Source organism: Actinomadura rupiterrae (assembly GCF_024172125.1).
GTDB lineage: Bacteria > Actinomycetota > Actinomycetes > Streptosporangiales > Streptosporangiaceae > Spirillospora > Spirillospora rupiterrae.
Genome location: NZ_JAMZEA010000015.1, coordinates 51,171 through 76,125, shown reverse-complemented (window position 1 = coordinate 76,125; position 24,955 = coordinate 51,171). Strand labels below are relative to the sequence as shown.

Below are 24,955 nucleotides of genomic sequence, written 5' to 3'. Positions count from 1 at the left end.
TATTTCGCCAATACGCTGTATCGCAACAGTACGGTAGGAGCCATGACCGTTTGGGACCGTCCGGAGCCGCCGACCCGCCCCGCGCCCCTCGACCGGGACCGGATCGTCGCCGCCGCCATCGCCCTCGCCGACGAGGGCGGCCTCGACGAGGTGTCCCTGCGCAAGGTCGCCGCCCGCCTGGACGTCGGCCCGATGCGCCTCTACGGCTACATCTCCACCAAGCAGGAGCTGTTCGACCTCATGCTGGACGAGGTCTACGCCGAAATCCTCCCCGCCGAAGAACCCACCGACTGGCGCGAGGCCCTGCACGGCCACGCCGTCCGAACCAGGCAGGCCGCCCTCCGCCACGAATGGCTCGCCGACCTCCTCGGCGGCCGCCCCACCCTGGGCCCGAACGCGATGGCCGTAGGCGAGGCCGCCCTGTCCGCCCTCGACGGCCTCGCCGACATCGACACCATCATGCGCGCCGTCGAAACCGTCAGCGCCTACGTCACCGGCGCCATCAGACGCGAGACCGCCAACCTCCGAGCCGAACGCGCCACCGGCCTCTCAAAACACGAATGGCAACAGGCCCACGGCCCCCACCTGACGAGAATGCTGGCCAGCGGCCGCTTCCCGACCCTCGCCAAAGCCGTCCACGACGGCAGGCACATCGACGCCGAAGAAACCTTCACCACCGGCCTGACCTGGCTCCTCGACGCCCTGGCCCCCAAACTCTCGCCTCCGCCCGCCTGACCGCTGACGGCTAGCCCCCCGAACGCCGACCGACTGGCCCGCCAGCTCGCCGTCCAGGTGTGGTGGAAGCCGCACGGGTGCGGCTTCCACCAGGAAGAACGGGCGTGGGTCAGGACAGGGCCGGGGTGGGGGTTTTGGTTAGGGTGCCGGTGGCGTTTTGGGTCCAGGAGTGGGACTCGTCGGTGCGGGAGCGGAGGGTTAGGGTTCGGGCTCCGGTTTCGTCCTCGGGGGTGAGGACGAGTTGGAGCAGGGCGGCGCCTTCGGTGCCGAAGGTGACCGGGGCGTTCAGGACGAGTTCGGCCAGTTCGTCCAGGGCGACGGTTTGGGCGGCGTGGAGGGCCAGTTCGACCAGGGCGGTTGCGGGGAGGATGACCGTGCCCATGACGACGTGGTCGTTCAGCCAGGGGTGGGCGCTTTGGCTCAGGCGGCCGGTGAACAGGTGGGTGCCGTCGGGGAGTTCGGTCGCGGTGGACAGCAGGGGGTGGGCGGCCGGCTCCAGGCCCAGGCCGGAGGCGGTGCCGGACGCGTCGGGGGCGTCCAGCCAGTAGCGGCGGCGCTGGAAGGCGTAGGTCGGCAGGTCGGTGGTGCGGGCGCCGGGGAGGACGGGGGTCCAGGTGACGTCCACGCCGTGGGTTTCGGCTTGGGCCAGGGATCGGATGAGGGTGAGCCGTTCCGGGCGGTCGCGGCGTTGGGTCGGGACGACGGCCGCGTCCGGGAGGGCGGACTGGGTGAGGGACGTGAGGATCGCGTCCGGGCCGATCTCGATGAAGGTCGCCACGCCTTCGGCGGCCAGCGTGTTGATGCCCTCGTGGAAGCGGACGGTGCCTCGGATGTGGTCGGTCCAGTAGTCCGCGCCCTGGGGCTCGGTGGCCCTTCCGGTGAGGTTCGAGATCAGGGGGGTTTGCGGGGTGTTGTAGGTGAGGTCGGCTGTTTGCGCGCGGAAGGTTTCCAGGATCGGGTCCATCAGGGGGGAGTGGAACGCGTGGCTGACCGTGAGGCGGCGGGTTTTGACGCCTTGGGCGGTGAAGTGCGCGGCCAGGTCCGTGGCGGCGGTCTCGGCGCCGGAGATGACGGTCGATGTTGCGCCGTTGATGGCGGCGATGGAGAGGTCGGGGGAGAGGTGGGGCGTTACCTCCTCTGGGGTTGCCTGGACGGCGATCATCGCGCCGCCGGGCGGGAGGCTCTGCATGAGCTTCGCGCGGGTGGTGACCAGGCGCGCGGCGTCCAGGAGGGACAGGACGCCTGCGGTGTGGGCGGCGGCGATCTCGCCGATGGAGTGGCCGATGAGGTGGGACGGTGTGACGCCGAAGCTCGCCAGGAGGCGGGTGAGCGCCGTCTGGAAGGCGAACAGCGTGGTTTGCGTGTAGAGGGTGTCGTTGATCTCGGTGCCGGTGGTGTCGAACATGACCTGCTTGATGGGCAGGTCGAAGTGTTCGCAGATCTCGTCCAGGGCCTCGGCGAAGACCGGGAAGGTCTCGTAGAGCTCGCGTCCCATGCCGGGGCGTTGGGAGCCCTGGCCGGTGTAGAGGAAGGCGACCTTGTCGGTTGGGGAAACCTGGGCTTGGACGACTGCGGGGGACGTCGCGCCCTGCGACAGGGCGGTCAGGCCGGCGATGAGGACGTCCCGGTCCGCGCCGACGACGGCGGCGCGGTGGTCGAACTTGGTGCGCGTGGACGCCAGGGAGTGGGCGATGTCGGGGGCCGGGAGGTTCGGGTGCTCGGTCACGTGGTCGAGCAGGCGGCGGGCCTGGTCCTGAAGCGCTTCCGAAGACTGGGCCGACAGGGGCCACGGGATCGGGCCGGTGGCTTCGGCGGGAGCCGAGGGCTCGGCGGCCGGGGGCTGCTCGATGATGACGTGTGCGTTGGTGCCGGAGATCCCGAAGGACGACACGGCGGCGCGCCGCGGACGGTCGGTCGCGGGCCACGGGGTTGAGGAGCGCAGCAGCTCGACCTGTCCTGCTTCCCAGTCGATGTGCGGGGACGGCGAGTCCACGTGCAGGGTTTGGGGGAGCAGGCCGTTCCGCATGGCCTGCACCATCTTGATGATTCCGGCGACGCCGGCGGCGGCCTGCGTGTGGCCGATGTTCGACTTGATCGAGCCGAGGCGCAGCGGTTCGGATCGGTCCTGGCCGTAGGTGGCGAGCAGGGCGTGGGCCTCGATCGGGTCGCCGAGCGTGGTGCCCGTGCCGTGCGCCTCGACGGCGTCCACGTCCGAAGGCGAGAGGCCGGCGTTCGCGAGGGCCTGGCGGATGACGCGTTCCTGGGACGGCCCGTTCGGTGCGGTCAGCCCGTTGGACGCGCCGTCCTGGTTGATCGCCGAGCCGCGCACGACGGCAAGAATGCGGTGCCCGTTGCGCTGGGCGTCCGACAGGCGTTCGAGAAGCAGGAGACCTGCGCCCTCAGACCAGCCGGTGCCGTCCGCCGACGCGGAGAAGGACTTGCAGCGGCCGTCCGGCGACAGCCCGCGCTGGCGGCTGAACTCGACGAACGTCGCAGGCGTGGACATCACGGTCGCGCCGCCGGCGAGCGCCAGTGTGCACTCGCCGTTGCGCAGCGCCTGGGACGCCAGGTGCAGCGCCACCAGCGAGGACGAGCACGCCGTGTCGATGGTGACGGCTGGGCCCTCCAGCCCGAAGGTGTAGGAGACGCGGCCGGACGCGATGCTCGGCATGCTTCCGTTCCCGACATAGCCCTCGAAGCCGGTCGGTGCGTTCGGGCGGAGCCGCGCGCCGTAGTCGTCGTACATGATGCCGGTGAACACGCCGGTGCGGCTGCCGCGCAGGCCGGACGGGTCGATCCCGGCGCGCTCGAACGCCTCCCAGGCGACCTCCAGCAGCAGCCGCTGCTGCGGGTCGATCGTGAGGGCCTCGCGGGGCGCGATGCCGAAGAACGCCGGGTCGAAGTCGGCGGCGTCGTGCAGGAAGCCGCCTTCGCGCGCGTACGAGGTTCCGGCGCGTTCCGGGTCCGGGTCGTACAGTTCCTCGATGTTCCAGCCGCGGTCGGTGGGGAAGCCGGAGATCGCGTCCGTGCCGTCCGCGACGAGGCGCCACAGGTCCTCGGGCGAGCGCGCGCCGCCGGGGTAGCGGCAGGCCATCCCGACGATGACGATCGGATCGTCGCCGGCAGCGGCGCCCTCCGCGGCGACCGGGGCCGCGACCGGACGCCGCGTCCCGGACAGTTCCGACTCGATGTGCGAGGCGAGCGCGGACGGGTTCGGGTAGTCGAAGATCAGCGTCGTGGGCAGCCGGAGGCCGGTCACGCCGTTGAGGTGGTTGCGCAGCTCGACGGCCGTGAGCGAGTCGAAGCCGAGGTCGCGGAACGAGCGCGCGATGTCCAGGCCGTCGGGCGAGCCGTGCCCGAGGACGGTCGCGACCGCCGACCGCACCAGGCCGAGCGCGTCGCCGGTGTCGGCCGCGGGACGAGCGGTCGGGACGCGCACCAGCCCGCGGTACAGCGGCGGCATCGTCCCGGCGCGGGCCTCGGCGCGCAGCGCGGCCAGGTCCAGGCGGGTCGCGACGACGGCCGGACGGTCGTCCGCCAAGGCCGCGTCCAGCAGGGACAGGCCCAGCTCGGACGAGATCGGCAGGACGCCCGCGCGGGCCCAGCGAGCGCGCTCGCTATCGGACAAGCCAGCGGCCATGCCGCCCGCGTCGGACCACAAGCCCCAGGCGATGGACGTGGCGGGCAGCCCCTCGGCGCGCCGCCGCGCGGCCAGCGCGTCGAGCGCCACGTTGGCGGCGGCGTAGTTGGCCTGCCCCGGGCTCCCGACGATCCCGGCGATCGAGGAGAACAGGACGAACGCCGACAGGTCGCGGGTCAGTTCGTGCAGGTTGAGTGCGGCGTCGGCCTTGGCGCGCATGACCGCGTCCAGGCGCTCGGGGGTGAGCGATGCCAGCAGGCCGTCGTCCAGGATGCCGGCCGTGTGCACGACGGCGGTCACCGGGTGCGCCGCCGGGACGGACGCGAGCAGCGACGCGAGCGCCTCGCGGTCGGCGACGTCGCACGCGGTGATCCGGACGGTCGCGCCCCGCGCGGTGAGGTCGGCCTCCAGCTCCGCCGCGCCCGAGGCGGCCGGGCCGCGGCGGCTGACCAGCAGCAGGTGCCGGACGCCGTGGGCCTCGACGAGATGCCGGGCGACGAGCGCACCCAGCGCGCCCGTCCCGCCCGTGATCATGACCGTCCCGTCGAACGTGCGCCGCGCCGGCGACTCCGAGACGGCGCGGGCCAGGCGCGGCGCGTGGGTGCGGCCGTCGCGAAGCGCGACCTGCGGCTCGTCCCCGGACAGGACGGCAGGCAGCGCCTCGGCGGACGCGTCGGTCCCGTCAACATCGATCAGGACGATCCGTCCCGGGTTCTCCGACTGCGCCGACCGCAGCAGGCCCCACACGGGTGCCAGCTCGGTGTCGATCTCGTCGGAATCCGAAACCGCGACCGCGTTGCGCGTGACGACCGCCAACCGGTCGTCGCCGTTCCGCTCGTCGGCCAGCCAGGTCTGGACGGACGCCAGCGCGTCGTGCAGCGAGGACGGCGTGGCGACCATCGCCTCGGCCGCCGTCCCGCCGATCTCGACCTCCGGCCAGGAGACCTCGAAGAGCGCGTCGGGCCGCTTCTCGGACGCGACCGGAAGCAGGGTCAGCGACCCGACCGAAACAACCGACCCGCCGGACGCGTCGAAACCGCGGACGGCCACGGAGTCGGGCCCGGTCCGGGTGAGGCGCGCCCGCAGCACGCTCGCGCCGGACGCGTCGAGCCGGACGTCCCGCCACGAGAACGGGACGCGAACCGGCGCGTCCGGCGCCTCGTCCAGCAGGAGCGCGTGCAGCGCGGCGTCCAGCAAGGCGGGGTGGACGCCGAACGAAGCGTCCGCCTCCGGCCCGTGCACCTCGGCGAACAGCTCGTCGCCGCGGCGCCACAACCCCCGCAACCCCTGGAATACCGGCCCGTACTCGTAGCCGCGGTCGGCGAGCAGCTCGTACGCGTCGGACAGGTTCACCTCGACGGCGTCGGCCGGAGGCCAGGCCGCCGGGAGCGCCTCGGCCTCAGCCGCGCTCCGGGGGACGAGCGTGCCGGACGCGTGGTTCGTCCACGTGCCCTCCGCACCCTCCGGACGGGAGTGGACGGTGAACTCGCGCCGTCCGGCGTCGTCGGCGCCGACCGCCACCTGCACCCGGACACCACCGCGCGCCGGAACCGGTAGCGGCGCGTGCAGCGTCAGCTCGGACACCTCGCCGTCGGCGCCCGCCGCGTGAAGCGCGAGATCGACGAACGCGGTGCCCGGCAGCAGGACGTTGCCGAGGACGGTGTGGTCGGACAGCCAGCCGTGCGTGGACGCGGCGAGCCGTCCGGTGAACAGGCGACCGCCGTCCGGAAGGTCGTTGACGGCCGCGAGCAGCGGATGCCCGGCCGCGTCCGCCCCGAGACCCGCCACCGAACCGGACGAAGACGGCGCGTCCAACCAGAAGCGGCGCGTCTGGAACGCATACGTCGGCAGATCGACCACGCGCGCGCCGGTCAGCAGCGGCGTCCAGTCGGTCTCGGCGCGGTGCGCGAGCGCGGTGACCAGGGACAGCGGCTCGGAACGGTCGCGGCGCAGGACGGGGACGGCGTCCGCCTCGGGCAGCGCCGAACGGACGAGCGCCGTCAGCACGGCATCCGGCCCGATCTCGATGAACGACGTGACACCGAGCGCGCCCAGCGCCTCCACACCGTCATGGAACCGGACGGTCCCGCGAACGTGGTCGGTCCAGTAGGACGCGTCGAAAGCGCGGTCGGTGGCCAGCGTCGAAACGAACGGGATATGCGGCTCGCCGTACTCAAACCCTTCGATCTCGGCCCGGAACGACTCCAGCATCGGGTCCATCAGCGGCGAGTGGAACGCGTGCGAGACCGTGAGGCGCCGGACACGGCGTCCTTCGGCCGCGAAGCCGTCCGCGATGGCCGCCACCTCGTCCTCCGCGCCCGACAGGACGACCGAGTCCGGGCCGTTCACCGCGGCGATCGCGACCCGCGCGGTGAGCCGCGGCGCGACCTCCGCCTCGGACGCCCGGACGGCGACCATCGCTCCGCCGGACGGCAACTCCTGCATGAGCGACGCCCGAGCGGTGATCAGCCGCGCCGCGTCCCGCAGAGACAGGACGCCGGCGGTGTGCGCGGCGGCGATCTCGCCGATCGAGTGCCCGGCCACGTGCGACGGCGTGACGCCGAACCCGGCGAGCAGCCGGGTCAGCGCGGTCTGGAGCGCGAACAGCGTGGTCTGCGTGTACAGGGTGTCGTTGATCCGCGCGTCGTCGGCGGCGAACATGATCTGCTTGACCGGCAGGTCGATGTGCTCGCACACCTCGTCCAGGGCGGCGGCGAACGCGGGGAACGCCTCGTACAGCCCGCGTCCCATGCCCGAGCGCTGCGAGCCCTGACCGGTGTAGACGAACGCGACCTTCCCGGACGTGACGCTCGAAACGACCGCCGGGGACGGCTGCCCCTGGGCCAGCGCCGCCAGGCCGTCGAGCAGCTCCTCGCGGGAAGCGCCGACGACGGTCGCGCGCTGCTCGAACGTGGCGCGCGTGACGTCCAGGGAACGCGCGACGTCCGCCGGGTGCAGCGAGGGCCGCGCGTCCACGTGGTCGCGGAGGCGCTGAGCCTGCTCGCGCAGGGCTTCCGGCGTCTTCGCCGACAGCGTCCACGGGACGGGCCCGTCGAAACGCGGCTCCTCAGCCGGGTCGTCCTCGGCGGGCTGCTCGATGATGACGTGGGCGTTCGTCCCGGAGATGCCGAAGGACGACACGGCCGCCCGCCGCGGACGGTCCGCCTCCGGCCACGCCTCGGCCCCGGCGAGGAGCGCGACCCGGCCGGACGTCCAGTCCACGCGCGGCGACGGCTCGTCGAGGTGCAGCGTGCGCGGCAGGACGCCGTGCCGCATCGCCTCGACCATCTTGATGATCCCGGCGACACCCGCGGCGGCCTGCGTGTGCCCGATGTTCGACTTGATCGACCCGAGGCGCAGCGGCTCTTCGCGATCGCGTCCGTAGGTGGCGAGCAGCGCTTGGGCCTCGATCGGGTCGCCCAGCGTCGTGCCCGTCCCGTGCGCTTCGACCGCGTCCACGTCGGCGGGCGACAGGCCGGCGTTCGCGAGCGCCTGGCGGATCACCCGCTCCTGGGACGGTCCGTTCGGCGCGGTCAGCCCGTTGGACGCGCCGTCCTGATTGATCGCCGAGCCGCGCACGACCGCGAGCACGCGGTGCCCGTTGCGCTGCGCGTCCGACAGGCGTTCCAGGAGCAGCAGGCCAGCGCCTTCGGACCAGCCGGTGCCGTCCGCCGAAGCGGAGAACGACTTGCAGCGGCCGTCCGGCGACAGCCCGCGCTGCTGAGCGAACTCCACGAACATCCCCGGCGTGGACATCACGGTCACACCGCCCGCCAGCGCCAGCGAGCACTCGCCGCTCCGCAGCGCCTGCGCGGCCTGGTGCAGCGCGACCAGCGACGACGAGCAGGCCGTGTCGATCGTGACCGCCGGGCCCTCCAGCCCGAACGCGTAGGAGATCCGCCCCGACGCCACGCTGACCGTGCTGCCCGTGAGCAGGTAGCCGCCGAGGCCGTCGCCGCCCTCGGCCAGCCGCGGGCCGTACTCCTGGGCCATCGCGCCGACGAACACGCCGGTCGGGCTGCCGCGCAGCCCGGACGGGTCGATCCCGGCGCGCTCGAACGCCTCCCACGCGACCGTGAGCAGCATCCGCTGCTGCGGGTCCATGGCCGCGGCCTCGCGCGGGTTCAGGCCGAAGAACTCGGCGTCGAAGTCGGCGGCGCCGTCCAGGAAGCCGCCGTGGCGGGTGTAGGTGCGTCCGGGGACGCCGGGCTCGGGGGAGTAGAGGGCGTCCAGGTCCCAGCCGCGGTCCTCGGGGAAGCCGCCGACGACGTCCGCGCCGTCCGCGACGAGCCGCCACAGGTCCTCGGGCGAGCGCGCGCCGCCGGGGTAGCGGCACGCCATCCCGACGATCACGATCGGGTCGGCCTCGTCCGCGGCGGGCGCGGCGGCGAGCGGGGCGGCAGGGCCCGACGCGACGACCAGCTCGCACAGCCGCCGGGCCAGCGCGTCCGGGCTCGGGTGGTCGTAGACCAGGGTGTCGGGCAGCGCCAGGCCGGTCGCGTCGGCCAGCCGGTCGCGCAGCTGCACGGCCATGGACGAGTCCATGCCGAGGTCGCGGAACGCCCGGTCGGCGTCCACGGTGTCGGCGCTCAGGTGCCCGAGGACGATCGCCGTGCGGAGCCGGACCAGCTCGCGCGCCTCGCGCCGCCGCTCGTCCTCCGGAAGCGCCGCCAGCCGCTCGGCCCAGGTCGGACCGGTTTCGGCCGCCTGCACGGCCTCGACCCCGACGCGCGACGCGACCCCGACGCGCGGCACGCCCTCGACGCGGGGCGCGACCGCCTCGTAGTCGGACGTCACGTCCGGCCAGTAGCTCTCGCGCTGGAAAGCGTACGTCGGCAGCGGCACGCGGCGGGCCGGACCGGCGGTGAACAGCCCCGTCCAGTCCACGTCCACGCCGTTGACGTGCAGCTGCGCGAGCGAGGTGTGCAGGGCGGGCCAGGACTCCTCGCGCCGCCGCAGCGAACCGACGATCAGCGCGTCCGGCAGCGTCTGCCCGAGGCCGAGCGTCAGGACCGGATGCGGGCTGGACTCCACGAACGTGCCGAAACCGGCGTCCGCGAGGGCTCGCACGGTCGGCTCGAACAGCACCGGCTGCCGCAGGTTGGAGTACCAGTACTCGGCGTCGAGGGTGGTCGTGTCCACGGCCGTGCCGGTGACCGTCGAGTAGAACGCTACGTCCGACGGCAGCGGTGTCACTTCGGCGAGCTGGTCGAGCAGCTCGTCCCGGATCGCCTCAACGGCGGGCGAGTGCGAGGCGAAGTCCACGGCCGGGACGGCCTTGGCGCGCACGCCGGACGCCTCGCACGAGGCCAGCAGCTCGGAGACGGCGTCCGGGGTCCCGGCGACGACCGACGTGCCGGGGCCGTTGACGGCCGCGACGCTCAGCCGGTCGCCGTAGGGCGCGATCAGCGCGGCGACCTCGGCGGCGGGCAGCGGCACCGACGCCATCGCGCCGGTGCCCGCCAGCGCCATGATCGTCCGGCTGCGGAGCGCCACGATCCGGGCCGCGTCGGCCAGGCCGAGCGCGCCGGCGACGTGCGCGGCGGCGATCTCGCCCTGCGAGTGCCCGACGACCGCGTCCGGCCGGACGCCCAGCGACTCCCACACCCGCGCGAGCGACACCATCATCGCGAACAGCGCGGGCTGGACGACGTCCGCGCGGTCCAGCGACGGCGCGTCCGCGTCCCCTTCGAGCAGGGCGGTCAGCGACCAGCCGGTGTGCGGGAGGAGCGCGGCGTCGCACGCCTCGACCGACGCGCGGAAGACCGCCGACGTGCGCAGCAGCTCGCGGGCCATCTCCTCCCACTGCGAGCCCTGGCCGGGGAAGACGAACGCGACCTTGCCGCGGTCGCGGACGACGCCGGTGACCAGGCCCGGCGCCTCGTCCCCGGCCCGGAGCGCGGCGAGCTGCGCGGCGTGGTCCGGGCCGAGGACGACCGCGCGGTGCTCGAAGTGCGTGCGCGTGGTGGCCAGCGACCACGCGGTGTCGTAAGCGGGGTGCCGCGACGCGACCTCGCCGAGCCGGGCCGCCTGCTCCCGCAGCGCGGCGGCCGTGCGCCCCGAGACCGTCCAAGGCACCCGCGGTGCCTCGTCCGACGCGTCCACACCCACGCTTTCCGCAGCACCGCGCGCGCCTTCCGGCGCCTGGTCCGCGGCTTCCGGGGTGCCGCCGAGGACGATGTGGCAGTTCGTCCCGCCGACGCCGAACGAGCTGACGCCGGCCAGCACGGGCGCGCCGTCCGGCCACGGGCCGTGCGAGGTCTGGACGCGCAGGTTCAGCGCCTCGGGGTCGATGCGCGGGTTCGGCGTCTCGTAGTTGAGGCTCGGCGGGATCTCCCGGTGCCGGACGCTCAGCGCGGTCTTGATCAGCCCGACGATGCCAGCCGCGCCCTCCAGGTGCCCGACGTTCGTCTTCGCCGAGCCGACCAGCACCGGCGATCCGGCCGGGCGCGCCGCGCCGTACACCGCGCCGACCCCGGCCGCCTCCAGCGGGTCGCCGGTCGGGGTGCCGGTGCCGTGCAGCTCGACGTAGGGGACCGACGCCGGGTCCACGCCCGCGTCCGCGCAGGCCGCGCGCAGCACCTCCGCCTGCGCCTCCGCGCTCGGGACGGTCAGCCCGTCGGTCGCGCCGTCGTTGTTGACCGCGCTGCCGAGGATCACCCCGTACACCGGGTCGCCGTCCTCCAGCGCGGCCGCCAGGGGCTTCAGCACGACCACGCCGCCGCCCTCGCCGCGCACGTAGCCGTTGGCGCGGGCGTCGAAGGTGTGGCAGCGGCCGTCGGGGGACAGCCCGCCGAACCGTCCGGCGATCTCCGCGCCCTCGGGCGCGAGGTTCAGCGCGACGCCGCCCGCCAGCGCCAGCGTCGTCTCGCCCTTGCGCAGGCTCTCGGCGGCCAGGTGCACCGCGACCAGCGAGGACGACTGCGCCGAGTCGATCGCGAGGCTCGGCCCGCGCAGGCCCAGCGCGTAGGAGACGCGGTTGGCGATGACACCGCGGTTCAGGCCGGGCAGCGAGTGGTGGGTGACCGCGCCGCCGCGCCGCGCGAGCGCCATGTAGTCCGCGGCGATCGCGCCCGCGAACACGCCCGTCGCGCTGTCGCGCAGCGCGGACGGGACGATCCCGGCGTCTTCGAGCGCCTCCCAGGCCAGCTCGGCGAACAGCCGCTGCTGCGGGTCGGTCGCCACGGCCTCGCGCGGGGACATCCCGAAGAACGCCGCGTCGAAGCCGTCCACCCGGTCCAGGAAGCCGCCGTGCCGCAGCCCGGCGCGGTGCCGCTCGGGCGCGTCCGGCAGCACCGCGTCCGGGTCCCAGCGGTCCGGCGGGACCTCGGTGACCGCGTTCCGGCCGTCGCGCAGCAGCTCCCAGAACGCGCCGGTCCCGGCGGCCTGCGGCAGCCGGCACGCGATGCCGACGATCGCGACGGCGCCCTGGCCGGGCCGTGCGCCCGTGGCGGCCGGTTCGGCCTGTGCGCCGGGGACGGGCCCGGAGCCGTGGACAAGATCACTCGACATGGCGGCGAGCGCCTCCCTCGCGCGAATGGTGACGGAACGGGATGGTGAAAGGACGAGCCGATGGCAGGACGGGATGGAAGCGGGCGAGATGGGACGGCGCGGGAACGCGCCCCGAAGGCCGATCGTCGGCCCCGCCGCGCTCCGGTCGCTACCCGTAGCGCCCCCTAGGCCCGTCCACGTCCCCCGGCGTGCTCGCGCGCCCGGCGCCGCCGTGCGGGGAGGTGACCCCTAGCCTCCCCTAACCCGTGCTCAGAGGGGTTGTGCGGGCGCGGGACGCGCGGCGACGGTGGACCTCGATCGACCGATCCGCCCGGCGACGCCGTCCGGGGCCCGGGTCACGCCACGTGAGGAGGAGCCGCATGACGATGGTCGCTGGTGCGGACGCGCCGGAGGCGGACGCCCTGAAGGCGGGCGCCCCGGCCGCCGGGGCGGGGAGTCCGGCCGACATGCGGTCGGGCGTCGCCGAGCTGCGCGAGATGAAGGCCGAGGCCGAGCGCGGCCCGTCGCCCGAGGCGACCCGGCGGCAGCACGCCAAGGGGAAGCTGACCGTCCGCGAGCGGCTGGAGCTGCTGTTCGACCCGGGCAGCTTCCAGGAGGTCGAGCAGCTGCGCCGGCACCGCGCGACCGGGTTCGGCCTGGAGGACCGCCGCCCCGCCACCGACGGCGTGGTCACCGGCTGGGGCCTGGTCAACGGCCGGACGGTGTTCGCCTACGCGCACGACTTCCGGGTGTTCGGCGGCTCGCTCGGCGAGGCGCACGCCGCCAAGATCCACAAGCTGATGGACCTGGCCGAGGCGGCGGGCGCGCCGCTGGTCGGGCTGAACGACGGCGCGGGCGCGCGGATCCAGGAGGGCGTCACCGCGCTTGCCGGGTACGGCGGGATCTTTCGCCGCAGCGTCAAGGCGTCCGGGGTGATCCCGCAGATCAGCGTGGTGCTCGGCCCGTGCGCGGGCGGCGCGACCTACTCCCCGGCGCTGACCGACTTCGTGTTCATGGTGCGGGAGACCGCGCAGATGTACATCACCGGCCCGGACGTCGTCGGGGCCGTCACCGGCGAGAGCATCACGCACGAGGAGCTGGGCGGCGCGGAGATGCACGGCACGGTCTCCGGCGTCGCGGCGATCGTCTGCGACGACGAGGCCGAGTGCCTCGCCGAGGTCCGCTACCTGCTGTCGATGCTGCCGGCCAACAACCGCGAGCTGGCGCCCGTCGCGTTCACCGCCGACCCGGCCGACCGGAGCTGCGACGCGCTGCTCGACCTCGTCCCGCCCAACCCCAAGCAGTCCTACGACGTGCGGGACGTGATCCGCGAGATCGTCGACGACGGCGAGGTGTTCGAGGTGCACGCGCGCTGGGCCACCAACCTGGTCTGCGCGCTCGCCCGGCTGGACGGCCACGTCGTCGGCGTCGTCGCGAACCAGCCGTCGGTGTACGCGGGGGTGCTGGACATCCCGGCGAGCGAGAAGGGCGCGCGGTTCGTCCAGTTCTGCGACGCGTTCAGCATCCCGCTGGTGACCCTCGTGGACGTCCCGGGCTTCCTGCCCGGCAAGGACCAGGAGTACGGCGGCATCATCCGGCACGGCGCCAAGCTGCTGTACGCCTACTGCAACGCGACCGTCCCGCGCGTCCAGGTCATCATGCGGAAGGCGTACGGCGGCGCGTACATCGTGATGGACTCCCGGTCGATCGGCTGCGACCTGTCGTTCGCGTGGCCCACCAACGAGATCGCGGTGATGGGCGCCGAGGGCGCGGCGAACGTGGTGTTCCGCCGCGAGATCGCCGCCGCGCCCGACCCGGACGAGGCCCGCGCGCAGCGCATCAAGGAGTACAAGCAGGAGCTGATGCACTCCTACTACGCCGCCGAGCGCGGCCTGGTGGACGACGTGATCGACCCCGCCGACACGCGCCGGGTGCTGATCCGGTCGCTGGCGATGCTCCGCACCAAGGACGCGCCGCTGCCGTCCCGCAAGCACGGCAACCTGCCGCTGTGAGCGCCGCGCCGATGCCGGAAGCCGCGCCGAGGACAGGAGCCGCGCCGGTGACGGGAGCCGCGCGGGCGGACGAGCCCCTGCTGCGGGTGGTGCGCGGCGCGCCCAGCGACGAGGAGCTGGCGGCGTTGACCGTTGCGGTGCTGGCCGTCGTCCGGGCGCGGAATGCGGGCGGTGCGCCCGACGGCGCGGCGTCCCCGCCGGCGCCGGGCTGGGTGCGGCCCCGGTCGTACCGTCCGCCCGGGGCCTGGGGCTCGCCGACCACGCGAGCCGCCCCAGCCCCGCGCATGTGAAGGACCCCGCCCGATGGCCCCGAACGCCCCCGACCACCCCGACCGGCCCGGCGTCCCCGATCAGCCCGGCGTCCCGGATCGGCCTGGCCCGCCCGATCGCGCCGTCGTCCGCGGGCTGCGCGGCGACTCACGCGGCAAGGTGCTGCTGGTGTGCCTGCCCGACCGGGACCTGTGCCCGGAGCGGCTGCGCGCGCTCGCCGAGATGCTCGCGCCCTCGATCGACGTGGCGGCCGTGGACGAACCGGACGCCGACCACCGGATCGGCGGCCCGCCCATGCGCGGCACGGCCGAGCGCGCGGACCGGGCCGCGGCGGCGCTGCGCGGCCTGACCGACCGTCCGCTGGTCCTGTTCGGGCACGGGACGGAAGCGGTGCTGGCCTTCGAGATCGCCCGCCGCCTGGAGCGCGGCCCGGGCGCCGGACCGGTCGCGGTGTTCGCGGCGGGCTGCCGCGCCCCGTCCCTCTTCCGCCTGGACGTCCCCGAAGGACCGCACCTCCCAGGGGCGGACGACGAGGCCGCCGGGCCGCTCGCCGACGTCGTCCCCCTGCGCGCACGCGGCCGCCGCACCCGCTTCACCGGCGCCGAATGCCACCACACCCCCGCCCCCCATGCCCCCGGCCACCGCGACGCGGACTGCCGCCACGAGCCCGGGCATCGCGATGCGGAGTGCCGCCACGACCCCGGCCATCGCGATGCGGAGTGTCGGCACGACCCCGGCCATAGCGAGGCGGACTGCTGCCATGAGGCCGAGGTCCACGAGGCGGAGCGGCACCTGGAGCTTGTTCGGGCGCCGCGCGCGCCGGCAGACCTCTACACCTGCGGTGAGGACGACAAGGTGCGGGCGGGGATTCTCGCGCTCGGCGCCAGTCGCGACCCCAGGGCGCGGGTCGCGGACGTCCTGGCGTGGGCCGGGCACACCACCGGGGCGTTCGAGTTCAGGATCTTCCCCGGCGGGCCGCGCATCCTGCACGAGCACCTCCCGCACGTGGCGAACGCGGTGACCGACTTCCTCCTGCCCGTGATCGTCGGCGGCGTCCTGGACCCGGGCGGGCCCGAGCCCGAGCCGCTCGGCTAGCGTGCCGCGCTCGTCCCGCGGCTCACACCGCCTCCGAGCTGTCGGCGTGCGCGCCTTCGAGCAGCTGCTCGCGGTTGCGGATGCCCATCTTGCGGTACACGCGGGTGAGGTGCTGCTCGACCGTGCTGACCGTGATGAACAGCCGGTCGGCGATCTCGCGGTTGGTGTAGCCCTGCGCGGCGAGCACCGCGACCCGCCGCTCGGAGTCGCTGAGCTTGGCGAACGTGCTCTGCTCGGCGCGCGCCGCGGCGCCGCGCGGGCCGCCCTGCGAGCGGCCGGGTCCGGTGCGTCCCGCGCCGACGCTGCGCGGCGAGGCGGATGGCAGCAGCGCCTGGCACATGGCCTCGGCATGGCAGCTCTTGGCGATCCGCCAGGCGCGCCGCGAGGTCGTCCTGGCGCGTCCCTTCTCCCCGAGCCGCTGGTAGGTGCGGCTCATGTCGGCGAGGACGGCCGCCGCCTCGTACCGCGCTCCGGCCGCCTCCACCAGCCGGAGCGCCTCCTGCAGGAGGGCGGGCCGCTCGGCCGCCGGGCGGACGGACGCCAGCGCGTGCAGCGCCATCCCGCGCGAGCGGACGAGCCCGGTGTCGGGTTCGGCGAGCTGCTCCTCGACGAGCCGGGCGGCCCGGTCGCGGTCGCCGAGCCGCAGCCACGCCTCGGCGGCGCCGAGCCGCCAGGGCGCGATCGCGGGGGTGTCGAGGTTCCAGCGGCGCATCAGCGCGCCGCACTCCAGGAAGTCCGACAGCGCCATGGCGGTGTCGCCGGTGGCGAGGTGGTGGCGTCCGCGCGCGTACAGGTAGTGCAGGCCGGTGCGGGTCAGGAACAGCTCCGGCGGGGGCTCCTCCGCCAGCCGCCGCGCGGCGGCCTGGTGGTCGCCGATCGCCGTGTGCGCCTCGGCCAGCACGGCGACCGCGGCGGCGGCGCCGAGGTTCCAGCGCGGCCCGGACAGCCGGGCGTGCGCCGCCTCCGCCAGCCGGACGGCGTCGGCGAGCCGCCCCCGGCGCAGCGCGATCAGCGCGCCGATGCAGTCCAGGATCGCGCGCCAGGCGGGCGCGTCGCGGCGCTCCATGTCGGCCTGGAACCGCTCGTACCACTCGGCGGCGTCCTCGATGCGCTCTGCGTAGCACAGCGCCAGCAGCGCCGACGGGAAGCCGCGCGGCGTCCAGGACGGCCGGGTCAGGCTGTCCTGCAGCGCCCGGACGGCGACGGCGACGGCGTACTCGTCGGCGCCGCGCTCCAGCACCAGGTTGAGGGCGTTGCGGGCGCGCGCGGACGAGGCGGCCGTGACCAGCGGCGGCGCGGACGGCTGGGACCGTCCGGCCCGCTCGTTCACGCCGGGGAAGTCGGACGCGAGGAGCTGGCGGGTGTTGTCCAGCGTCTCGGCCAGCTCGCCGTCGGCCGCGCCCGGCTCGCCCGCGCGGCCCTCGACCCGGTCGACGACCTCCATCGCGTCGTCGAAGTGCAGGTGGAACAGCAGGCCCTCGGCGACCGGCAGCGCCTCGGGTCCGGACAGCAGCCCGGACGCGACCGGCTGCTTGAGCGCGAGGAAGTGCCGCGCCGACTCGGCGGGCCGCGACTGCCACCGGACGGCCGTCCGCTGCGCCCGCACCGACGCGCGCTGCGCGTCCCGCGAGCAGCTCTCCTCGGCCAGCTCCAGGCAGCGCAGGCCGCGCGCGACGTCGCCCTCGGCGAGGGCGCGGCCGGCGGCGTCCCGCAGGGTGCGCGGCACCCAGTCCTCGCGCAGCGGGCCCGCCTGCAGCAGGTGCTCGGCGACGGCGGGGGTGCCCGCGCCGTCGTCGTGCAGCAGCCGGGCCGCGCGGTGCCGCAGCAGCGTCGCCTCCTCGTGCGGGGTCTCGGCCAGCACCGCCTGCCGGACGCCCGGGCTGCGGAACAGCCCGCCGTCCAGCACCCCGACGCCGGTCAGCAGCCGCAGGAACCGGCCCGCCAGGACGGGGTCGAGGCCGCTGAGCCGGCCGACCAGGGCGGGCCGCGCGGGGGCGTCGAGCAGGGCGGCGCTGCGCGCGACGCGCAGCGCGCTCGGGCCGAGCCGGTGCAGGCACGCCAGGATCGTCTGGTGGAAGACGTGCCCGGTCGGCATCCCCTCGTCCACGAGCGTGCGCGCGAGCAGCGGGTTGCCGCCGCTCAGCCGGTGCACCTCGGCGACGTACCGGTCGGCCGGGACGCCCGAGACCCGCGCGGCGACCAGGTCGCGCACGCCCGCGCGGGACAGCGGCTCCAGGTGGAAGCGCTGGGCGTTCGGCCGGGACAGCAGGTCGTGCAGGACGCGCGGCGGCTCCTCGTCCACGGTCTCGCCGAGCGCGACCACCAGCGTGACCGGCAGCCGGGGGAGCCGCTGCGCCAGGTGCAGCAGGCCGAGCAGGGACGCGGGGTCGGCGTGCTGGACGTCGTCCACGGTGATCAGGACGGGCCGCTCGGCGGCCAGCCCGGCGATGATCCGGTGCGCGCGGGCCGCGACGGCCGCCTCGTCCTCGGCGGGACCGGTAGGACCGGCGGGACCGGCGGGATCGGCCGGATCGCCGAGGTCGTGGACGTGCGCCGGGTGCAGGAGTTGGCTGAGCACGCCGTGCGGGACGCCGGCCTCGTGCGGCGAGCCCGCCGCGCCGAGGACGGTCCGTCCGGCGGCGGTGGCGCGTTCCGCGAGGGCGTGCAGCAGGGCGGTCTTCCCCATCGCGGTCGCCCCGGTGACGGTGGCGAGGGCGCCGCGGCCGGCCGCGGACCGGTCCATCAGTTCGTCGAGTCGTTCCAGAATTCCTGTGCGCTCCACCAACACCGCTGCGCTACCCCTTGCCGGATCGCGAACCGGGAGCCGAATTCCGGTGGTGGCCGGATCCGGACATCGAACCTGTCATTCAACTGAGGGACAAGGCCATTCTTTTGTCGCTCCGGGAGCAGATTATTCGCCGCGTTGTGCTCCGGGTACCCCTAGGGGGCGGGGGGTCACCCCTAGCGGCCCCTTGTCGCCCAGTGGTCAAGTCCGCTGACCGCAACAGTGGTTAACCGTGCCGACCACTGCGGCGCGCCCGGTCCGCATTCCGGCAACGAAAGGCGCGTGCCGGTGGCGGCACGGTCGGTGATCAGCCGCACGTGGCCGGGGGTGCGCGGGGAAGTACCGCCGGATGTTACCGTCGCCCAACATGGGTCGGGTTAATTGTAAGATCGGCGACTGTGATGTGCGCCACGCCGACATGAACTTGTTTCGCAATTTTATTCGGCGTTAACGCGGACGCCTCCGGGGCGCGCGGAAAGTGTCGATGGGCGGTTACCGCATCCGAGGAGACGGGCGCGAATCGGCGTTTTCGGGTCCGTTATGCGAGTTCGGCGATCGCCGTGGCGACCAGGCCGTCCGCGACCAGCCAGCGGCCGGAGTAGCCGACCGGCAGCGGACCCTCGCCGGGCCCGGCCGGGCGCACGATGCGGACGGCGAACGTCCCGTCCGGGACGAGCGTGATGTCGGCCCCTTCGAAGTCCAGCCAGAGCCGCGTCTTCGGGAACCACGCCTTGTAGACGGCCTCTTTCGCGCTGAACAGCAACCGGTCCCAGTAGACGCCGGGGCTCGTGCGGCTCAGCGCCGCGTGCCGGGACGCCTCGGACGGCAGCGCGATCGCCTCGAACACGCCGTCCGGAAGCGGCGCGTGCGGCTCGGCGTCGATGCCGACGGCCGCGACCGCCGCCGCATGCGCCACCGCCGCCGCCCGGTACCCGTCGCAGTGCGTCATGCTGCCCACGACGTCCGCCGGCCAGGTCGGCGCTCCGCGTTCACCGGGCGGCAGCGCGGCCGGCGGCAGGCCGATGCCGGCCATGGCCTGGCGCGCGCACGCCCGCACCGACGCGTACTCGCGCCGCCGCTTGTCCACGGCCCGCGCGACCGCGGCCTCCTCGCCCGGGAGCAGCGGCGCGTCCTCGGGGGCGCCGAACTCCTCCACGACCGCCACGGCGTCCGGCAGCAACTTCTCGATCATGCCCGTCCGCCTAGGAGAGGGCGCCGGGGAACACCGGACGCGGCCTGGCGGGCCCGCCCCGGTGCTTCCACTCGCGCGGGTAGCCCACCGACACCTCCTCGAACCGGACGCCGTCGTACACGGTCGTCCGGGGGATGTGCAGGTGCCCGTACACCACGGCCGCCGCGTCGTACTTCAGGTGCCAGTCGGCCGTCAGCTCGGTCCCGCACCACTGCGCGAACTCGGGGTAGCGCAGCACGCGCGTCGGCTCCCGGACGAGCGGCCAGTGGTTGATCAGCACGGTCGGCAGGTCGGTGTCGCGGGTCGCCAGCCGCCGCGCGGAGTAGGCGACGCGGGCGCGGCACCACTCGTCCCGCCCGGTGTACGGGTCCGGGTGCAGCAGGTACTCGTCGGTGCACACGATCCCGGCCTTGTGCGCGATCTCCAGCGCCTCCTCCTTGGTGGACGCGCCGTCCGGACGGAAGGTGTAGTCGTACAGCAGGAACAGCGGCACCAGCTGCACCGGGCCGCCTGCGCCGCGCCACACCGGGTACGGGTCCTCGGGCGTGTGCACGCCGAGGCGGCGGCACACCTCCACCAGGTGCAGGTAGCGCTCCTCGCCGCGGCGCTGGTCGGGGTCGTCGCGCGGCGTCCACAGCTCGTGGTTGCCGGGCGCCCACACCACGGTCGCGAACCGCTCGGCGAGCGTGCTCAGCGCCCACTCGACGTCCGCGGCGCGCTCGGCCACGTCGCCCGCGACGATCAGCCAGTCGGCCGGGTCGTCCGGGGTGAGGGCCGCGAGGTGCTCGCGGTTCTCGGCGTATCCGATGTGCAGGTCACTGGTCGCGAGCAGGGTGCCGGGCACGGGCCGCCTTCCTTTTGCAGCCGCCCGCATGGCCGCGTTCCGGTGCGGACGCGGGCTGATCAACCCCTCCATCCTTGGTCGAACCCTCCGCCCGCGCAAGGGGAGCGCGGACGGCCCGGGGCGGCTAGGGGGGTGACATCGGGGTCGCGGGTCCGGATGATGTCGGAACGTCCGGACTCGGCGTCCGGTCGGCGGAGGAGGCGCGATGCCGGTTCCCACACGACGGCTTCTTCGCGGGTTCGCGCTGGTGGCCGCGTCGGCGGCGGTCCTGCCGGCGGTGCCGCCCGCAGCCGTGTCGGCCCAGCCCGGCGGACCCGCCGGACGGGCGGGGCGCGCGCCCGCACCGGGTGGGCCGGGCGCCGGATCCCACTTCGACCTTGCGCGGAAGGACTGCGTCGGGACGGCCCGGAGCAGCGCCTCGAAGGTCTGGTACACGGTCGCGGGCGGCGTCCTGTCGGACGTCTACGAACCGACCATCGACAACACGAATGTCGAGACGATGCAGTACGTCGTCACCGACGGGAGGACCTTCACCGAGCTCCAGGCCCGCGACACGACCTACACCGTCGCGACCGACCCGTCCGGGATGGCCTGCACGGTCACGGCGTCCAGCAAGAACGGCCGGTACCGGATCACCACCACCTACGTCACCGACCCGGCCCGCGACGCGGTGGTGATGAGCACGCGCGTCCAGCCCGCGAACCTGCGCCTCTACGTGCGGCTCGACACCAACGTCAACGGGAACGGCGGCGGCGGGACGACCAACGGCGGAGCCGACAGCGGCGTCGTGGACGCATCGACGGGCGCGCCGGTCGTATCCGACACGAACACGGTCACCAATGCCGCCAACCGCGACTACGCCGTCCCGACGCATCTGGCGCTCCGCGCTCAGCGTGCCCTGCCCGAGGCGAGCGTCGGCTATGCCGGAACGGACAGCGACGGCCTTTCCCAGTTGGACGCCAAACACGAGCTGACCCCGGCCTATCCGTCCGCGCCGAACGGCAATGTCGTCGCGACCGCGCGGTTGCCGATCGACAAGGACGGCCAGGTCACTTTCGCACTCGGATTCGGACGGTCGGCGTCGTCCGCGCTCGCCACGGCCGATTCGGCGGCGTCGCATCCGTTCCCGTCGACTTTCGGCACGTACCAAGCGGGATGGCGCGCCTATGACGCCCAGTTGCGCAAACCGCCCGCCGGATTGGACGCCAAGCTGCGCGACGCGTACTGGCTGTCGGTGAACGTGCTGAAGGCCAGCGAGGACAAGACGTTCCCGGGAGCGGTCGTGGCGTCCCTGGCCAGCCCTTGGGGGCAGGCGGTGGACGCGGGTGACGCACCCGGCGGCAAGGCCGTGTATTTCGGCTCGTACCGCGAGGTGTTCTCGCGCGACCTTTATGAGGCGTTCACCGGACTGCTCGCGGCGGGCGATGCGACGACGGCACGCGCCACGGCCCGGTTCCTGCTGGAACGCCAGCAGCAACCGGACGGGCGCATGCCGCGCAACTCGCTGCTGAACGGAAAGACCGCGCCCGATACCGGAGGCGACCAGCTCGACGAGTCCGCCTACCCGCTCCTGATGGCCCAGCAGGCCGGGTTGGCCGACGACGCTTCGCTGTGGCCGCACGTCCGGGGCGCGGCGGACTTCGTGGTCGCGCACGGGCCGTCCTTCGGCGTCGAGCGCTGGGAGGAGCAGTCGGGGTACTCGCCGTCCACGATCGCCGCCGAGACCGCGGGCCTGGTCGCCGCCGGGAGCATCGCCGACCGGCACGGCGACGCGGCCCGCGCCCGGCTCTACCGCGCGACCGCCGACCGCTTCGCCCGCTCGGTCAAGGGCTGGACGGTCACCACGTCCGGGCCCTACGCGGCGCGCTACTTCCTGCGGCTGTCGCGCAACGGCGACCCGGACGCGGCCGTGTCCTACAACCTCGGCAACGGCGGACCGACCGAGGACCAGCGCCGCGTCGTGGACGCGGGGTTCCTCGAACTGACCCGGCTGGGCGTCCTGCCCGCGCGCGACCCCGACGTGCTCGCCTCGCTCGGCGCCGTGGACAAGGCGCTGAAGCGGACGACCCCGTCCGGCGCCGGCTGGTACCGCTACGGCAGCGACACCGCCGGAACCGAGGACGGCTACGGCGACTGCTACGAACCCGACCCGACCTCGTGCGCGCCCACGGGACGTCCATGGCCGCCGTCCAACACCGGCTCCGGGCACCTGTGGCCGGTTCTGGCGGGCGAGCGCGCCGAGCAAGCCTTGCAGACCGGTGACAGCGCAGGCGCCCGCGACCTGCTGACCGCGATGCGCGGCATGGCGTCCGGGACGGGCCTGGTCCCCGAGCAGGCATGGGAGGACCCCGACGCCGCCGCCTCGCCCTACGGGACGGACCCGGCGACCGCCTCGATCGGCTTCCGCGCCGGCGGCCCGGCGGGCTCGGCGTCGCCGCTGACCTGGGCGCAGTCGCAGCTGGCCCGGCTCGTTCTGGGGCTCGGCGCGGGACGTCCGGTCGAGCAGCCCGCCCTCGTGCGCGCGCGATACGTCGACCACGGCATGCCGGACGCCGCGCCGCTCGCGCTCACCGCGCCCGACGACGGCTCCAGCGTGGACGGGACGACCGTCACCGTGCGCGGCACGACCGCTCCGGGCGCGACCGTCGATGTCGTCGCCACGCCCGTCGATACCGGCGGAGCGTCGCAGACCGTGTCGGTGACGGCGGGCGCGGACGGCGCGTTCCAGGCGCAGGCGCCGGTCGCGTTCGGCGAGGTCGCCCTGACCATCGCGGCGACGACGTCCGACGGACGCACCGCCTCCGCGCAGCGGACGGTCACCGGCGAGATCGTCGGCGGGACGACCGTCCTGGACGCCACCGACCCCGACAACGACGACAACGGACCCGGCACCTACCGCTACCCGACCGCCGCCGACTTCCATCCGGGCGCCTTCGACCTGCAGCGCTTCCAGGTGCTGACCGATGCGAACAACGTCTACCTGCGGACGACCCTGCGGGACCTGACCGCGACCTTCGGCAACCAGATCGGCGCGCAACTCCTGGACGTCTACGTGCAGGACCCGTCCGTCGCGAACCGCTCGACCGCCGCCGCGTTCCCGCAGCGCAACTACGGGGTCGCCGCCCCGGACGCCTGGACGCAGCGCGTCGAGGCCGAGGGCTTCGCCGCACCGGTCTGGACGACCGCGGACGGCACGGCGCGGCAGGGGATCGCGGTCAGGTCGTCCGGAACGACCCGGACGATCACGATCGCGCTGCCGAAGGCGACGTTCGGCACGCCGGGGGAGGGCTGGAAGTTCGCGGTCGTCCTCACCGGCCAGGACGGCTACAGCGCCGACCGCGCCCGCGGCTTCGCCGCCACACCGCAGCCGTACCAGTTCGGCGTGTGCGCGCCCGGGGAATCCGCTCCGATCTGCGCGAGCGACCCGGGCGGCGTCCCGAAGGCCCTCGACGTCCTCACTCCGGCGGGCGTCTCCCAGGCCGACGAACTGGACCCGACGCGCGGCCCGGTCACCCTCCACGCGGTGACAGTGCCGTAACGGCCGCGTACGACGGAAACGGCCGTCCGCCCCTCGGAGCCAGGGGCGGACGGCCGTTCACCGGGCGTCGGACGGGGACGCGTCAGGCGGGGACGTCGTCGGTCTCGGCCTGGGCGGCGACGGACTTCGTGCCCTCGTGGCCGATCGCCAGGCCGCTCGCCGGGTCGAAGAAGTGCAGCCGGGTCGTGTCGATCGCCAGGTCGACGGTCTGGCCGGGGCGGACGTGCGAGCGGGAGTTCACCCGGGCCGTCCAGAGGGCCTTGTTGTCGGTGAGCGGGATCGCGCCGTCGCCCTCGCCCTCGGCGGCGTCCTCGGCCAGGTCGGCGGTGTCCTTGTGCTCGACCGGCGGGGCGTCGATGGTGAAGATGACGTTGATCTCGCTGCCCAGCTCCTCGGTCACCGTGCTCTTGACGGTGATCGGGGCCCAGTCCTCCTTGGCGTGCCCGGAGTCCTCGAAGTCCGACGGGCGGATGCCGAGGATGACCTTCTTGCCGAAGTAGGCGTCCAGGCCCTCGCGGCCGGCCAGCAGGCTGTCGGGCACCGGCAGGGTGAAGTCGGCGAACTTCACCTGCGCGCCGCCGTCGCCGCGGACCAGCTCGGCCTCCACGAAGTTCATCGCGGGGGAGCCGATGAACCCGGCGACGAACAGGTTCACCGGGTGGTCGAACAGCCGCTGCGGGGTGTCGACCTGCTGCAGCTTGCCCTCGCGCAGCACGCAGACGCGGGTGCCGAGGGTCATCGCCTCGACCTGGTCGTGCGTGACGTACACGGTGGTGACGCCGAGGCGCTCGTGCAGCTGGCTCAGCGAGGCGCGCATGGACACGCGCAGCTTGGCGTCCAGGTTCGACAGCGGCTCGTCCATCAGGAACGCCTGCGGCTCGCGGACGATCGCGCGGCCCATCGCGACGCGCTGCCGCTGGCCGCCCGAGAGCGCGGCGGGCTTGCGGTCGAGGAACTGCTCAAGGCCGAGCATCTTGGCCGCTTCGAGCACCTTGGTGCGCCGCTCGTCCTTCGAGACGCCGCGCAGCTTCAGGCCGAACGCCAGGTTCTGCTCGACCGTCATGTGCGGGTAGAGCGCGTAGTTCTGGAAGACCATCGCGATGTCGCGGTCCTTGGGCGCGAGGTCGTTGACCACGCGCTCGCCGATCGACACGGTCCCGCCGCTGATCTCCTCCAGGCCCGCGATCATCCGCAGCGCGGTGGACTTGCCGCAGCCGGACGGCCCGACCAGCACCATGAACTCGCCGTCGGCGATCTCCAGGTCCAGCCCGTCGACGGCCTTGACACCGCCGGCGTACACCTTGTCGACGCTCTCCAGCGCGATCCTGGCCATCCCGGCCTCCTTCGTTGGAA

10 protein-coding genes are annotated in these 24,955 nt (G+C 74.2%); 5 read left to right on the top strand and 5 right to left on the bottom strand.

Annotation, left to right across the window (positions count from 1 at the left end; genetic code table 11):
* Nucleotides 1-42 precede the first annotated feature (42 nt).
* Nucleotides 43-735 (top strand): TetR/AcrR family transcriptional regulator, encoded by a 693-nt coding sequence (locus tag FHU30_RS39760; RefSeq protein ID WP_253882878.1) that lies wholly within the window; start codon nucleotides 43-45, stop codon nucleotides 733-735.
* A gap of 109 nt (nucleotides 736-844) precedes the next feature.
* Here the strand turns inward: FHU30_RS39760 and FHU30_RS39755 are convergent, their stop codons facing one another.
* A complete protein-coding gene (locus FHU30_RS39755; RefSeq protein WP_253882877.1) occupies nucleotides 845-11,887 on the bottom strand; it encodes a type I polyketide synthase in 11,043 nt (3,680 codons plus the stop codon).
* A 446-nt stretch (nucleotides 11,888-12,333) separates the two neighbouring features.
* Between FHU30_RS39755 and FHU30_RS39750 the strand changes: the two genes are divergently transcribed.
* Genes FHU30_RS39750 through FHU30_RS39740 form a run of 3 tightly spaced genes read left to right on the top strand, consistent with a single transcriptional unit; the run spans nucleotide 12,334 to nucleotide 15,243 of the window.
* Nucleotides 12,334-13,878, top strand: a complete 1,545-nt coding sequence (locus tag FHU30_RS39750; protein WP_372504046.1) for an acyl-CoA carboxylase subunit beta — start codon at nucleotides 12,334-12,336, stop codon at nucleotides 13,876-13,878.
* A gap of 47 nt (nucleotides 13,879-13,925) precedes the next feature.
* Entirely contained in the window at nucleotides 13,926-14,168 is a 243-nt protein-coding gene (locus FHU30_RS39745) for an acyl-CoA carboxylase subunit epsilon (protein ID WP_253882876.1), read from the top strand.
* 13 nt (nucleotides 14,169-14,181) lie between these two features.
* Complete coding sequence (locus FHU30_RS39740) at nucleotides 14,182-15,243, top strand: thioesterase II family protein (RefSeq protein WP_253882875.1); 1,062 nt, start codon at nucleotides 14,182-14,184, stop codon at nucleotides 15,241-15,243.
* A 22-nt stretch (nucleotides 15,244-15,265) separates the two neighbouring features.
* Here the strand turns inward: FHU30_RS39740 and FHU30_RS39735 are convergent, their stop codons facing one another.
* The 3 genes from FHU30_RS39735 to FHU30_RS39725 form a co-directional block, all read right to left on the bottom strand.
* Nucleotides 15,266-18,025, bottom strand: coding sequence for an AAA family ATPase (locus FHU30_RS39735; protein ID WP_253883023.1), 2,760 nt, complete (start codon nucleotides 18,023-18,025; stop codon nucleotides 15,266-15,268).
* Between the two features lie 541 nt (nucleotides 18,026-18,566).
* Nucleotides 18,567-19,220, bottom strand: coding sequence for a 4'-phosphopantetheinyl transferase family protein (locus FHU30_RS39730; protein ID WP_253882874.1), 654 nt, complete (start codon nucleotides 19,218-19,220; stop codon nucleotides 18,567-18,569).
* A 10-nt stretch (nucleotides 19,221-19,230) separates the two neighbouring features.
* Complete coding sequence (locus tag FHU30_RS39725; protein WP_253883022.1) at nucleotides 19,231-20,094, bottom strand: metallophosphoesterase family protein; 864 nt, start codon at nucleotides 20,092-20,094, stop codon at nucleotides 19,231-19,233.
* Nucleotides 20,095-20,269: 175 nt separating this feature from the next.
* Between FHU30_RS39725 and FHU30_RS39720 the strand changes: the two genes are divergently transcribed.
* Nucleotides 20,270-23,602 (top strand): glucodextranase DOMON-like domain-containing protein, encoded by a 3,333-nt coding sequence (locus FHU30_RS39720; RefSeq protein ID WP_253882873.1) that lies wholly within the window; start codon nucleotides 20,270-20,272, stop codon nucleotides 23,600-23,602.
* Between the two features lie 82 nt (nucleotides 23,603-23,684).
* On the opposite strand, the gene FHU30_RS39715 is transcribed toward FHU30_RS39720, so the two are convergent.
* Complete coding sequence (locus FHU30_RS39715; protein WP_253882872.1) at nucleotides 23,685-24,935, bottom strand: ABC transporter ATP-binding protein; 1,251 nt, start codon at nucleotides 24,933-24,935, stop codon at nucleotides 23,685-23,687.
* Nucleotides 24,936-24,955: the final 20 nt, after the last annotated feature.